Below are 13,245 nucleotides of genomic sequence, written 5' to 3' on the forward strand. Positions count from 1 at the left end.
AGTGGCAGATAAACGACAATTTTACTCCAGTCTCGCCTTTTGCTGTGCAGGTGGACGATCGCGCTAGTTAGAAAACCTTCCGTAGTTTCCTGCGCTCTAAGTTAAGCTGTTTCATTTACTTTGTCGCCATCTAGCAAGTTCTGGGAAGTCTAGGGTGGAATGCTTAGCTTGCGATCGCTGCTGCCAAAAGCTGTGTCGCATCGAGTAGCGGGTTTTACTGAAAAGGAATTATTAATGGCAGTTATGACCGACCAATACCGATTAGTCACTAGAAGCGATTTTGACGGCCTTGTTTGTGCTGTTTTATTAAAAGAATTAGATTTGATTAACGAAATTAAATTTGTTCATCCCAAAGATATGCAGGATGGCAAGATTGCAATTACCGATAAAGATATCACCACCAATCTACCCTATGTGTCAGGGGTTCATTTAGCGTTCGATCATCACTACAGTGAGATTCTGCGGAATCAAAATCCTGAAGCAGGCTATATTAACAACCCAGAGGCTCCTTCCGCAGCCAGAGTGGTTTACGACTACTTTGGAGGCTTAGAGAAATTTCCCCACATCTCCACCGAAATGATGGAGGCTGTTGATAAAGGAGATTCAGCCCAATTTAATGTCGATGAAGTCTTACATCCTAAGAATTGGGTACTCCTCAACTTTTTGATGGATGCCAGAACAGGGCTGGGAAGATTCAAGGAATTTAACATCTCAAACTACAGTTTGATGATGGAATTAATCGACTACTGCAAAAATCACACCATCGCTGAAATCCTAGAACTACCTGATGTTAAGGAACGAGTTGACCTCTACTTTGAACAAGCATCTCAGTTCAAAGATCAACTTCTGCGTTGTGCCACCGTATATGACAACTTAGTGGTCTTAGACCTGCGGAATGAGGATGTAATCTATGCAGGCAACCGTTTCATGATTTATGCTTTGTTTCCCAACTGCAACATCTCCATTCATCAGATGTGGGGCGTAAAGCAACAGAATACAGTTTTCGCAGTGGGTAAGTCGATTTTTAACAAAAGCTCCAAAACCAATATTGGCGAATTAATGCTGCAATATGGCGGCGGTGGTCATGCCAATGCGGGAACTTGCCAAATCGACAATGCTCAAGCTGAAGCAACCCTAAAGGAATTGATTGCTCGAATTAACACAGATGGCTAAAGAATAGCCAAAACAGTCATGTGAAGCAGTTAGCGCGATCGCTCCCTTCTAATTTCTCTCCAGAACTACCCATGCAATATCCACTTACTCTTACCTTCAAGCTTTGGTCATTGGCACCTCAACTTGCCCTGCAAGACGCGACAGGTGATAATACGGTCTTTTGTATCCGTCAGAAGCTATTCAAACTCAAGGAAGTCATCAATGTTTTTGCTGACCTTCAACGCACTCAACTGAAATATGAGATCAAGGCCGATCGCATCATTGACTTTTCCGCTCGCTACAACTTTGTAGATACCAATGGCAAAACAATGGGTGCGGTTAAGCGGCGTGGGATGAAGTCGCTGTGGCGCGCTCACTATGATATCTATGATGGCGACACCGCTATCTTTACCATTAGTGAGCAGAATCCTTGGGTAAAAGTCATGGATAGCCTATTTGCAGAGATTCCCATCGTAGGCTTATTTACAGGCTATGTGTTTAATCCCGTTTATGCAGTGAATCGGGCCAACGGAAACCCCGTGATGTATTTAGAGAAACGCCCAGCATTTTTATCTCGAATTTTTACAATCAAGCAGGTCGATCAACTCAGCGGTAACGAAGAAGCTCAAGTGCTGCTGAGCCTGGTGATGATGCTTTTGCTGGAGCGGAACCGTGGCTAATTCGGTGCGTAATTGGTTCAGGATGAAGGCAATCGCTCTTTTACATTCGAGAGGGCGATCGCTTTTGCTAAGGCAGCCACTACCTCCGAAAGATAGTCATTATTAAGGTAACTGTTAAGCTAATTCTGTACATCAAAAGGTTAAGTAAGCGATCGCCCATGACTCTCGCATCATCCCAAGTTTTGACTCTGCAAGAGTTTCTCGAACGCTCCTCTATTGAGGAGTCGCCAGCGTGGGAATATATCGGTGGAGTAGCAATTCAGAAACCAATGGGGGGCGGCAAGCATGGTTAATTGATCCCAAGGAGCGCTCAGTCTTGGTTTATCAGCCCGATCGCTTGCCAGGTTTACTATCAGGCGCAGACCTGTTATCAAGTTTAGCGGGGATGGCTTTGAGCTTGTCAGTCGAGCAGGTGTTTGCGTGGCTCCGCCGACGTTAGCCGCAAAACGTTGAGCTTTGGGCCAGTTAGAATTGCTTAAGTCTAAGTATTGTGGCTTAAATTCTCTATTCAAACGTCACGATGGAGAGCGAAACTGTTAAGCTGCAATTTGAGAGACCGGGTTTCTTTGTTGAGAGTTTATAAGTCCCATGCGTAGAACCTACGATTTGCACGTCGTTGAAACGCGTCCCCTATTAAGTCCAGCCTTTATTCATAGCGAATTGCCGATCACTGAAGAAGTGTCTACTTTGGTGGCAGAAACCCGCGATCGCATCCGCAATATTCTACAGGGAGAGGATCAGCGCCTACTCGTCATTGTAGGCCCCTGCTCAATTCATGATGTGGATGCTGCCTACGAATACGGCCAAAAGTTGCTCAAGCTGCGGACAGCGCTACAAGACCAGCTTGAGATTGTGATGCGCGTTTATTTCGAGAAGCCCCGCACCACGATTGGCTGGAAGGGTTTGATTAACGATCCCCATTTGGACGGCAGCTACGACATCAATACGGGTTTGCGGCAGGCGCGGAAGTTGCTCTTAGAGTTGGCTAAATTAGGGTTGCCCGCTGCCACAGAACTGCTCGATCCCATTACTCCGCAGTATTTAGCCGATCTCATTTCTTGGACCGCGATCGGAGCACGCACCACCGAAAGCCAAACCCATCGAGAAATGGCTTCTGGGCTCTCTATGCCTGTCGGCTATAAGAATGGTACCGATGGCAACCTGGGTGCTGCCGTAAATGCAATGCTCGCAGCCAATTCTCCTCATCATTTTCTAGGGATCAGTTCCCAAGGGCTAGCGAGTATTGTCACTACAACAGGCAATCCAGATGGTCACTTAGTGCTACGCGGTGGTAAGCAAGGACCCAACTACGACGCTGCTTACATCGAGAAATCAGCCAAGGAACTGAGCAAATACAAGCTCAACCAGCGCATTATGATTGATTGTAGTCACGGCAACTCTGACAAAGACTACACCCGCCAACCCCTAGTCTCGCAGGACATTGCGGCTCAGGTGAAAGCTGGCTCTCCTCACATTATGGGGATTATGATTGAGAGTCATTTGGTGGCGGGCAGTCAACCCATTCCCGACGATTTGTCTCAACTCACCTACGGTCAGAGCATTACCGATCCCTGTGTGGACCTTGGCACGACTGCGGAAATGCTAGAAAACCTGGCAGAAGCGGTGAGTCGGCAAACCGGAGGAGTTCCAGTCGCCTAGATTGGTCAATTCTGTAACCAATTTTGTAACCGGACTCAGGGGTGGGTTGCAGAAGGCTAGTTTAGGAGAGTAATGAATGACTCTCTTACTTCTGGTGCTTCCAATGATGCGTTTCACTTCAAATTCTTCAGCAGCCAAGCAACCTCAAAAGCTTTTGTCGTTGGCTCTGTTGGGTGCCGTCATGTTTGGTGCTGTTTCTGCACCAGCAGCAGTGGCGCTGCCCCACCCTTCCCAACCCCTGATTGCTCAACTTAAGCAAGCCCAAGCTGCTAAAGCTAAAACTCGTTTGCCCCAGATGGTTGTTCGGCGAGTTAAACAAGATTTAGTTCAACGCTTTGAGTTGCGATCGCGCGACTTAAAAGTAGTCAGCTTTAGCCGAGAAACTTGGGGAGATAGCTGCTTAGGGCTGGCCCAACCCAATGAGCGCTGCGCGATGGCAACGGTAGAAGGTTGGCGAGTTGAAATGACCAATGGTAAAGAGAATTGGGTCTACCGCACTGACCTGAAAGCTCAAGTGATCAGGATAGAAACTCAAGATCCCTCTGCTTTGCCGCCTCAAGTGGTCGATCGCCTGTTCGAGACCATTGCAAAACAAACTCGCGTTCCTGCTTCTAGCTTGCGCGTTTTAGAATCTAAAGCTGCCACCTTTGACGGCTGCATGGGGATTTACGAACCCGGACGAGCTTGCACGAGAATTGCGATTTCTGGTTGGAAAGTGATTGTAGCGGGCGATCGCCAACAGTGGGTCTACCATGTAAGCGAAGATGCTTCCCGCATTGCCCAAAATGCTACAGCTAGCGGCAGTCGAGGTGAAGTCTTTACTTCTTTCATCCCTGAAGGAAACGAACCGCCTACGCCGATTGGTGACAATGTAGTGTTTCGCCTCAGCGTTTCCGGTGGCTTGACTGGAAGCGTAACTGATACTTACCTCACCGCCGACGGGACGCTCTACAGCCAAACTCGTGGTCCTAATTCTCCGACCTCTGGACCCAAGGTGATGAAGCGTTTGTCTCAAGAACAACTGAGTCAGTTCCAACAGGTGCTAGAGCAGCAAAGAGTCCCTAATATGAATGGCTTGAGATTCTTCACCAGTGCTGCTTTTGCTGATTATCCCACCTCAACTGTGCAAGCAATGGGTAGCACCTTTGAATATATCGATATTGACAAGGAAGGTTTGCCTCAAGCTCTGCAAGCCCTGATTCAAGCTTGGGAAAAACTGTAGTGGCTAGCGAGCCAGGATGAAATAGATTAAGGGTGCTAATACCAAGGCTGGTAAGAAGGAAGCGACACGGACTTGGGCAATCTCTAACAAGTTTAAGGAGATGCCCAAGATCATCAGCCCTCCTACTCCTGTTATTAGCAGCACACGGGGATCGGTAGCAGGATCGGGGAGAGACTGAGCTAGTAGACCTGCCGCTAAGGACAAACCACCTTGATAGACCAAAATGATCAAGGTAGAGAAGCCGACACCAATTCCAAAACTGCTGGTGAAGGCGATCGCAGCTAAGCCATCCATTGTGGCTTTCAAGGTCAGCAGAGTGTTATCTCCAGTCAGGCCATTGTTGAGGCTACCGATTAACGTCATGGGGCCGACACAAAACAAGAGGCTAGCGGCGACAAAGCCATCGGTAAAGCCACCTCCCCCTTTAAAGCGTTGCTTCAGCCAGTCTCCCACTGCTGTCAGGCGTTCTTCTAGCTGCCACCACTCGCCTAGCAGCCCACCCAAGGCGATCGCCACTAGCGCTAAGACCACACCATCAATGCGGCCTGCTTGTGTTTTGGTTAAGCTCCCCGCCATCTGAATCCCCACGAACAAGGTGATCAGCCCTAAGCCTTGAGTAATGATGCGCTGCATCCGGATTGGTAGGCGACCTTGCAGCCCTAAGCCTAGTGCGGTACCAGCCAGGACAGTGCCGATATTAATCCAGGTGCCGCTGGTTTTAGCCCAAAAATCAAGTGACATATAGCAATCCTAAGGGGGCTGTGAGAAGGGCATCACAAACCATAGTGGTAATAGATTAAAAGATTACGCCTGGAGGCGATCGCTAGCCAACGCCACAGCTCCCCACAAAGGAGCCTCATCACCTAAAGCCGCAGGCACAATTTCAAAATGAACTTCTGGTAGCGCGGTAGTCTGAGCCGTTTGCCGCACTGTCTCCCACCACTGTGCTCCTGATTTAGTTACCCCCCCACCTAAAATAAAGCGTTGCGGATTCATCAAGTTAGCTACATTGCCAATTCCTATGCCGAGCCCCCAGGCTGCTACTTCCAAAACTTCCCAAGCTAAGTCATCGCCTTGAGCTGTGGCTTCACTCACTACTTGGGCGGTAATCGCGTCTAAGTTTTGGTTGACCAGCGATCGCAGAATTTGGCCTCGGTGGGGTTGGACTGCTAGCTGCTCTCGTGCTGCTTGAGCGATGTAAGGGCCAGAGGCTAAGCGTTCGACACAGCCGCGTTTGCCGCATAGACAAATTGGCCCATCGGGATCAACGACGATATGACCAATTTCTCCCGCCATCCCTTCGGCTCCTGACCAAAGGTGATCGTTGAGAATCCAGCCGCCGCCCACTCCCGTACTGATGGTGATGTAGAACAAACTGTCGCAGCCTTGCCCCGCTCCAAAGCGATGCTCACCTAAGGCAGCGACGTTAGCATCATTGTCCACACTGGCAGGAGCAGCAAATTCTGCTTCTAGCCACTGTTGGAGTGGTACATTTTCCCAGCCTGGGACATGGTGAGAGAGCCGCACTGTTCCGGTTTTGGCATCGACTGGCCCACCAAAGCTGACTCCGATCGCACTCGGCTTAGCACCATGTAGCAGTTCATGAGTCAGCGATCGCATGATCTCCCAATCGGTCTGGGCACTGGGTTCGGTAGGAGAGAGCTGACGGCGGGAATCTCGCCATTGGGTCTCACCCTGACCAATCAGTGCTGCTGCATGTTTCGTGCCGCCAAAATCTAGGGCGAGTAATAAGGACGTTTCTGTCACAGGCTTATGTCTCGACTCAACCAATTTGCTAGGAAGCGATCGCTTTTAATTCTACAGGTTGAATGAGTTTTGCCCTTGCACAACAGAGAATAGAAGGTCTGATTAATGAACTTACTTTGTGGCGTTAAAAATAATGCTGGTCTACGGCTGTAACTTTAGAATTTTAAGCTTAAAGAAATGAAAGCGCGATCGATAGAACGAGTAATGCACTAGTTATTTGAGAGGATGACAGACAGTTCATCGACTACCTCAACTCGGCCTCGGCGAATGGCATGGAGCAGGCGATCGATAGAGCCTAATTCTTCTTCATCGAGAGCTGTCTGAAGCAGAGCGATTCTAATTCCGTGGCGATCGGCGAGAGTGATTTTGCCAGAGTCTTGAGACTGAGCAAATAAGTCAGAGAGGGCAGAAGGTAGTAGACATGCGGTGACTAACATGACATTTCTAAAGGGAGTTTTGCCTACCTTCAATATCACCTAATTAAGCAAACTTTCCAGTGATGCCACCCGCGCTATAGAGGTGATTTTGTAAGGATTCCTCAGTGATGCAGCTCTGCTCTTTCAGTGATTAAAGCTCATTTTTTTAGTGATAGTTATCACAAAAAGAGTAGATGGCAAATTTACCTGGTTTGAAAGATGTTTTGGACCATCGGTTTGTCTACGCTAGCGGCAGCTTGATCGAGTTCTGCAATCTCACCTGCATCCAGTTTCCATCCTAAAGCCCCGATGTTCTGCTGGGCTTGTTCTACGCTTTTTGCGCCAGGAATGGGGATAGTGCCTTTCGCAATACACCAATTGAGGGAAACTTGAGACATGGTTTTGTCACGAGAGGTGGCGATCGCTTGCAAGGAATCTAGTAGGGGTCGGCTGCCCGACAGGAGTTGTTTGAAGAGGAGTCCGCGAATTCCTTGGGGGAAAGGGCCTTGCTCGGAATACTTGCCCGTCAGGATTCCCAGAGCCAGAGGACTATAGGCGATGAGTTTGATGCCCAGCTCATCACAGACATCCTTCAATCCCAACTCTGTAACGGGATAGGTAGACAGCAGCGAGTATTGCACTTGTAAAGTAGCGATAGGAATGCCCCGCTCTGCTAGTCTTTGGTGGACTTGCCGTAGGCGCTTCGGGCCGTAATTCGAGAGGCCTACCGCTTTGACGAGTCCTTGTTCATATAGATCACCCAGACCATCTAAGAGAGACCATTCTTGCCAAGGTGCATAATTCGCCGTAGACCAATGCATTTGCACTAAATCTACATTTCTCCCTAGACGCTGAGCCGAAGCTTGGCCTGCCGACACCATCGCTTGCCGAGTTAAACGCCAGGGATAAGCCGCCAATTTAGTTGCAATACAGATCTCTGCTTGATTGGGGCCGACATACGCTTGGCTAAATTGTCCTAGCAATTGCTCACTACGTCCATTGAATTTGCCTGTACCGTAGGAATCGCCTGTATCAAATAACGTTACACCTTGCTGAACGCACAAGTTAAAGACAGCTTGCAACTGGTCATCCATGCTCTCGTCGTAGCCCCAAAGCAGGCGATTGCCCCAGGCCCAAGTGCCGCATCCCATGAGGGGTAGGGAGAATGGTTGGTTACTCTGCATGGTTGGTAGTCTCAGTTACTAGTTGTCTTAGGTGGAAACAGCCTCCTTTGTTAGTCTAGTCGGCGATCGCCCGATTCTGTCTAGGTTTCTAAGCTGATTAGGGATGCGATCGCAGCGCTATGATCTCTGGGCTTGCTTCACTTTGAGCACTTGCTGAGGCGCTTGCATTTCTGTAAATAGCTGAATGGCACGCTCAAAGTTGGTTTGACTACTCACAATATTGTTCATTTTTTGGTGAGTGAGTCCTAGCTGGAAATAAGCTTCAGCCAAATCACATTTGGCACCAATTTGTTCTAAAAGGGCGATCGCTTCGGCGTGATGATTGAGGGCGATATCAAAAGTAGATTGTTGGCGCTCAATTTCAGCTAAACCATTGAGAGTTTTGGCTTTGGTTTGGGTGTAGCAGCCTGCCTCAGAAAAGGTCAATGCCATCTGGTACATGGCACTTGCTTTCTCGAAATCGCCTAAATTAACATAAGTTTGGCCCAGAATTTGAATGAAGTAAGCAAATCTTCCGCTGTGCTCTGTCAACTGTTCAGTCAGGAGGGGATGGTAGATTGTCTCCGCCAACGTGAGAGATGCACTTGGCATCAAATAAGAATTGACCAAAGCTAGACAGACAGTGGCTTTTTCGGCCCATCGGTGGTGTTCGGTGTTTTGAGCTAGAGCAATTACTTGCTGAAACAAACGGGCGGCATCCACTAACTCCCACAGATCAATTTTGTAAAGACCAATGCTGAGTAGGGAATCGACTTTCAGCATTTTGAAGTAGTAGAGCTGATGTTTTTTGGCTGGAGTTTGAAATGTAGTAGGGAGAGACTGCAAGGCTTGGTGAGCCAGCGTTATCGTTGTTTCTTGGCAAGCGATCGCCTGATGAATTTTGCCCGTAATCCAGTGCAAATCTCCCCAGATGTTGTAGAGTTCGCTGAGGTTGCGATCGGAGCGCACATTGCGAATCACTTGAGTAATCGCAGCGAGTAGCGGTTGCAGTAGCCCCATCCGATATAAGGTGCTACCCAGAGGGAGAAACTGCTGCCACTGATTATTTCTACTTTTGAGAATCACGCTGCCCGCTGCTTCAAAATCATTAATTTTGATGTAGTGATAGTAGGCTTCTAGGGCTTGCAGTGCATCTTTGGTCGTTTCAATGGCAGGGATACTGGCAGTCCAAAACTCTGCTGCTTTGTGGTTCACAGTCACCCATTCATCACTAGCTCGTAGACGGGCGATCGCCTCTGCCCGGATGACGGGATGCAGCCAGTAGCCCCCGTTATGATGTTCGATCAGAGAACGGTTGCGAAGTGAAGCAATAGTTTGTCGCTGCTGCGTCGGTGGGACATCCCACAGTAAACAAAGTAGTGCTGCTGTAGGAATGGTGGGAACATCTTGGTAGCGGTAACAGCCCAAACGGTAAAACAAGCGATACGCTTGGCGGTCTAGAGCTTGCAGACGATTGACTTGGCTGGCGACTAAATCTTTTAAATCGGTGGTCACTAGCAAATCGCCGTCGTTTTCTTGCCAGTAAGCGGCCATATCATGAGCAAAGTCTTCCTGAATCGCGCCACAGAGAATTCCCATTGCCTTGGCATTTCCGCCATAGGCGCGGTGCATCTTCTGAAGCACTGATTTATTGATTGCAATCTCTTGATGCCGAAAGAACTGCTCCCATGCCTCCTGATCTAAGCTGGGAAGCCGATAGTGTAATAGGCTGAGGCTTGATTCACAGAGGCGATCGCGACTGGTAATTAAGGTCAGCGATCGGACTCGGCCATCGGTCAAAATCCGCAATAGCTCAACATAGTTACGATGCGCGGCTAGCAAGCGTCCTTGCAAATCTAGGGCAGGCTCCAAGTTATCGATCAGTACGCCAATGCGCCGATTTTGGAGTTGTCGCTTGAGCCGCCCTAAATTCACGCCAAAGTCTACGCTGGGTTCTTGGCCAAAGTCATGCTGGAGCCATTCCTCTACGACCCGTTCAGCAGAGGTAATATTTTGGGTTTCCTTCGCCATCAACAGTTCTAAAACCACCTCAAATTCCTGGGTTTGTAGATATTGTTGGGCCAGTGTAGTTTTTCCTAAACCGCCTTCTCCCTGAATGACGATCGCCTTGGCTCCTTGACTGGCTAAACGATGGAGGTGAGCGATCGCAGTTGTTCGTCCAACAAAGTTAGTAGGTTCTGTGATTGGAGCTATGCCTGGATGGAATGGGGGAGAAGCCGAGAGAGACTGAGTGCGAGAAATTTGTGACGTGATTGTGGTGGCTTGAAAATATCGAGCTAACGCGGTTCGGCAGTTGGTTTTATTAATCTTTTCACCAAGTTGTTGAGAGAGAAACTTCCATAAGTCGGAACCAACATCCTTGACGTGCCCTTCGGTACAACCGTAGTCAGCGGCGATTTCGAAATACTTATGCCCCTGCCAGACTTTGTGCAAGATGGTTTTCTGCAAATCACTCAGACGTTGCCCAGTTTTGGTCAGAACTAGGGTGTCAACCCATGCCAATACTGCTTCAGCGTCCATTGATAGCCACATCGCAAAGTTGTATTCAGTCTACCCCGTGCCCGGTTTTAGTTTGGCTGAAGATTGAGTTTGACTACAACTACTAAGTTGATTTTTCCGACTTTTCCGACTTTTTTCGATGCTGAAACTCCCGACTCCAACCGACTGACAAAGCATTCTGCGCCTTTATAAGCTACAGGAAAAGAGCTGGTTGAGAGAAATATGGTTGAAACGCTGCAATTGAATTCAACTTCAATAGACTTAGCAGGCCAGTACCACCAAGACCTGAATTACTGGCAGATCCAGCGTCGAATTGATGCTCTGATCAATCACTATCTCTCTGTCGAGCATTTGCGCGATCGCCTAGAAGATCTCCCAGTTCAGTTTAGAACCCCACAGACTCGGCCTTGGCAACCGATTGATTGGCAAGCGATCGACCGTCAGCAAGTAGTTGGAATTGACCTAGATGTGTTTTTGGCGATTCTCAAAGGCGCGATCGACACAGAAGCTCCCATTCGCCAATATACACAAACCAGTCGGCTGTACTTAGAACAGTTGCATCCACAGATGGCTCGGTTTGTGGGTGGTAGCGTAGACGAGCATGGTTCCCTGATAGAGCCAGGTTTGTGGGAAAAGGAGGAGCGACAACATACGCCAGCCCTGATGAAGGTGTACGCCCAACTGACAGGCGAGAAAGTTACACCAGCTCAGCGATCGGTTCGCTCCTATCAATCGTCTGATAACCCCCGCAACGATCTCTATCGACATGGACTCCATCGTATCGCGACCGAGTATGGTGCCACCTGCCTCTATCTTTGGCTAATGGCGCATACGACAGGCCCTCTCCAGTCAGTCCTAGAAGAGTTAGCACGAGATGAGATCAATCACATGACTAAATTCTGGGGCTTTGGAGTTTGGGCATTTCCAGAGTCTTCTTTGCCTCATATTGGTCTCACTCTACTCCGAACAATGCAAGGACGACTTACCTACAGCCAAAACCACAGTAGTTTGGTTGGCACACTACATCGCATGACGAACGTATTGGCTTGGCAATCTTGGTCCTGGAGTAACCGAGTCACGTTTATTTTTACCTGTACTCGAATTTTGCACCGTCTTTATGACTGGAGCAGGAGTTTGACGGCTGCGGAATTGCAAGAGCTGTTTGGTAAGGATGAGGGATGAAAAGAAATACCTGAGGGGTGAGAAATATCTTTTGTTGATGATGAGTAATTGATATAAGCTGAGAATTCAAAATTTACATGGTTACCAAATTTCTTTCGTCTTTACCGACTGATTTAGATCCCCAATGCTTGCCTCGTCATGTGGCAGTGATTATGGATGGGAATGGGCGCTGGGCGACTCAGCGGAGTTGGCCACGGGTTGCGGGGCATCGTCAAGGTGCTAAAACTCTCAAAACGCTATTACGTTGCTGCAAAGACTGGGGCATTGAATCGCTGACTGCCTACGCCTTCTCGACTGAGAATTGGCGGCGATCACCTGAAGAAGTAAATTTCTTGATGCTGCTGTTTAAGCGTTTGTTGCGTCAAGAATTAGCCGAAATGCAGCGAGAGGGCGTACAAATTACTTTTATTGGAGACTTGTCAGGTCTACCAGAAGTTTTGCAGCAGGAAATCTACTATGCAACGCAGGTGACGGCTCACAACCGAGCCATTCAATTTAATGTAGCAGTGAATTATGGTAGTCGGGCGGAAATTGCGCAGGCTTGTCGTCGGGTGGCCGAACAGGTAGAACAGGGAAAACTGTCTGCTGCTAGTGTGAGCGAAGATTTGATTGAGCAATATCTTGATACAGCTGATACTCCCGCTCCGGATCTCTTGATTCGGACTAGCGGAGAGCTACGCCTGAGCAACTTCTTGCTGTGGCAGTTGGCTTATACAGAATTGTATTTCACGGACATCCTTTGGCCCGATTTTGACCGAGCTGCTTTTCATCAAGCTTTATTGGTTTACCAAAACCGCGATCGCCGTTTCGGAACTGTCTCCACGCCACTATCTAATTCTGCGGCTCAGGCTGTCCTGTAGTTGTGCTTTAGGCGATCGCGGCAGGAGATACCAATTGGGCCGCCTGGATAAATTCATCGTGTTTAATTCGGGCCGATCGTTGCAGATATGCCATTGCCTTCAATGCAGCCCAGTGAGCCTCCCAATCCGAGCCAGCACAGCAATCTTCGATCACATAAAAGTGATAGTCGCGATGGTGGGCTTCGGCGGCGGTGTAGTGGACACAAACGTTGGTCATCGTGCCCATCAAGATTAGGGTGTCAACTTTTAAGCCTCGCAAAAGTATTTCTAGGTCAGTACCAAAGAAGCAGCTATAGCGGCGTTTACCAATCGCGAATTCTCCTTCGATGGGGGCGAGTTCCCAGTAATAGTCGGTACTCGGCCAAGTTTCTAAACAGTGAATGGGTTCTGCACCATCGAGTTCTCGGCCAAAGTCCACCATTTCCTTGCGATGGATTTCCTTAAAGTGAATGATGGGCATTTTGGCGGCTCGTGCGGCTGCTAGTACTTGCTTAGCTTTTGGCAAAACCTCGAGTGTACCCACATGTGGCAATCCACCTTCGTCAGTAAACACACCTGTTTGAAAATCAACACAGATTAGCGCTGTGGTTTGGGGATTAAATTGGAAAGACATAGAGTACCTGC

The 13,245-nt window shown here is 48.5% G+C and carries 13 protein-coding genes; 7 read left to right on the forward strand and 6 right to left on the reverse strand.

Translation table 11 applies throughout. From position 1 onward, the window contains the following. The first annotated feature begins 234 nt into the window (after nucleotides 1-234). The 5 genes from NDA01_RS19330 to NDA01_RS19350 all read left to right on the forward strand — a co-directional run bounded on the left by NDA01_RS19330 (nucleotide 235) and on the right by NDA01_RS19350 (nucleotide 4,713). Nucleotides 235-1,173: an exopolyphosphatase gene (locus tag NDA01_RS19330; protein ID WP_348229221.1), complete on the forward strand. Its 939-nt coding sequence runs from the start codon at nucleotides 235-237 to the stop codon at nucleotides 1,171-1,173. A gap of 20 nt (nucleotides 1,174-1,193) precedes the next feature. Continuing rightward, entirely contained in the window at nucleotides 1,194-1,832 is a 639-nt protein-coding gene (locus NDA01_RS19335; RefSeq protein WP_431193454.1) for an LURP-one-related family protein, read from the forward strand. Nucleotides 1,833-2,064: 232 nt separating this feature from the next. After that, nucleotides 2,065-2,271: a Uma2 family endonuclease gene (locus tag NDA01_RS19340; protein WP_348229222.1), complete on the forward strand. Its 207-nt coding sequence runs from the start codon at nucleotides 2,065-2,067 to the stop codon at nucleotides 2,269-2,271. Between the two features lie 149 nt (nucleotides 2,272-2,420). Further along, a complete protein-coding gene (locus tag NDA01_RS19345; protein ID WP_190437565.1) occupies nucleotides 2,421-3,491 on the forward strand; it encodes a 3-deoxy-7-phosphoheptulonate synthase in 1,071 nt (356 codons plus the stop codon). Between the two features lie 76 nt (nucleotides 3,492-3,567). After that, entirely contained in the window at nucleotides 3,568-4,713 is a 1,146-nt protein-coding gene (locus tag NDA01_RS19350) for a DUF8738 domain-containing protein (protein WP_348229223.1), read from the forward strand. A gap of 3 nt (nucleotides 4,714-4,716) precedes the next feature. Here NDA01_RS19350 and NDA01_RS19355 read toward each other — a convergent pair whose 3' ends face one another. The 5 genes from NDA01_RS19355 to NDA01_RS19375 form a co-directional block, all read right to left on the reverse strand. Then, nucleotides 4,717-5,454 (reverse strand): DUF554 domain-containing protein, encoded by a 738-nt coding sequence (locus tag NDA01_RS19355; protein WP_348229224.1) that lies wholly within the window; start codon nucleotides 5,452-5,454, stop codon nucleotides 4,717-4,719. 63 nt (nucleotides 5,455-5,517) lie between these two features. Continuing rightward, nucleotides 5,518-6,480, reverse strand: a complete 963-nt coding sequence (locus tag NDA01_RS19360) for an ROK family protein (RefSeq protein ID WP_348229225.1) — start codon at nucleotides 6,478-6,480, stop codon at nucleotides 5,518-5,520. 209 nt (nucleotides 6,481-6,689) lie between these two features. Next, nucleotides 6,690-6,917: a hypothetical protein gene (locus NDA01_RS19365; RefSeq protein ID WP_190437558.1), complete on the reverse strand. Its 228-nt coding sequence runs from the start codon at nucleotides 6,915-6,917 to the stop codon at nucleotides 6,690-6,692. Nucleotides 6,918-7,099: 182 nt separating this feature from the next. After that, on the reverse strand, nucleotides 7,100-8,080 hold the full coding sequence (locus NDA01_RS19370) for an aldo/keto reductase (protein ID WP_348229226.1): 981 nt from the start codon (nucleotides 8,078-8,080) through the stop codon (nucleotides 7,100-7,102). A 117-nt stretch (nucleotides 8,081-8,197) separates the two neighbouring features. Continuing rightward, complete coding sequence (locus NDA01_RS19375; RefSeq protein ID WP_431193455.1) at nucleotides 8,198-10,612, reverse strand: helix-turn-helix domain-containing protein; 2,415 nt, start codon at nucleotides 10,610-10,612, stop codon at nucleotides 8,198-8,200. A 189-nt stretch (nucleotides 10,613-10,801) separates the two neighbouring features. Here NDA01_RS19375 and NDA01_RS19380 point away from each other — a divergent pair, with 189 nt between their 5' ends. Beyond that, entirely contained in the window at nucleotides 10,802-11,761 is a 960-nt protein-coding gene (locus NDA01_RS19380) for a ferritin-like domain-containing protein (protein WP_348229227.1), read from the forward strand. 77 nt (nucleotides 11,762-11,838) lie between these two features. Next, nucleotides 11,839-12,621 carry an undecaprenyl pyrophosphate synthase gene (gene uppS, locus NDA01_RS19385; protein WP_348229228.1) on the forward strand — a complete coding sequence of 261 codons (783 nt, stop codon included), beginning with the start codon at nucleotides 11,839-11,841 and terminating at the stop codon, nucleotides 12,619-12,621. A 7-nt stretch (nucleotides 12,622-12,628) separates the two neighbouring features. Here the strand turns inward: uppS and NDA01_RS19390 are convergent, their stop codons facing one another. Then, nucleotides 12,629-13,234: a cysteine hydrolase family protein gene (locus tag NDA01_RS19390; RefSeq protein WP_348229229.1), complete on the reverse strand. Its 606-nt coding sequence runs from the start codon at nucleotides 13,232-13,234 to the stop codon at nucleotides 12,629-12,631. Between the last annotated feature and the right edge of the window lie 11 nt (nucleotides 13,235-13,245).

The organism is Trichocoleus desertorum AS-A10, assembly GCF_039962155.1.
Lineage (GTDB): Bacteria > Cyanobacteriota > Cyanobacteriia > FACHB-46 > FACHB-46 > Trichocoleus.

What these genes read in the sequence shown, in the direction of transcription:
- uppS (WP_348229228.1), top strand. Translation starts at nt 11,839, where the DNA reads ATGGTTACCAAATTTCTTTCGTCTTTACCGACTGATTTAGATCCCCAA.
- NDA01_RS19350 (WP_348229223.1), top strand. Translation starts at nt 3,568, where the DNA reads ATGACTCTCTTACTTCTGGTGCTTCCAATGATGCGTTTCACTTCAAAT.
- NDA01_RS19345 (WP_190437565.1), top strand. Translation starts at nt 2,421, where the DNA reads ATGCGTAGAACCTACGATTTGCACGTCGTTGAAACGCGTCCCCTATTA.
- NDA01_RS19355 (WP_348229224.1), bottom strand. Translation starts at nt 5,454, where the DNA reads ATGTCACTTGATTTTTGGGCTAAAACCAGCGGCACCTGGATTAATATC.
- NDA01_RS19375 (WP_431193455.1), bottom strand. Translation starts at nt 10,612, where the DNA reads ATGTGGCTATCAATGGACGCTGAAGCAGTATTGGCATGGGTTGACACC.
- NDA01_RS19380 (WP_348229227.1), top strand. Translation starts at nt 10,802, where the DNA reads ATGGTTGAAACGCTGCAATTGAATTCAACTTCAATAGACTTAGCAGGC.
- NDA01_RS19390 (WP_348229229.1), bottom strand. Translation starts at nt 13,234, where the DNA reads ATGTCTTTCCAATTTAATCCCCAAACCACAGCGCTAATCTGTGTTGAT.
- NDA01_RS19365 (WP_190437558.1), bottom strand. Translation starts at nt 6,917, where the DNA reads ATGTTAGTCACCGCATGTCTACTACCTTCTGCCCTCTCTGACTTATTT.
- NDA01_RS19370 (WP_348229226.1), bottom strand. Translation starts at nt 8,080, where the DNA reads ATGCAGAGTAACCAACCATTCTCCCTACCCCTCATGGGATGCGGCACT.
- NDA01_RS19330 (WP_348229221.1), top strand. Translation starts at nt 235, where the DNA reads ATGGCAGTTATGACCGACCAATACCGATTAGTCACTAGAAGCGATTTT.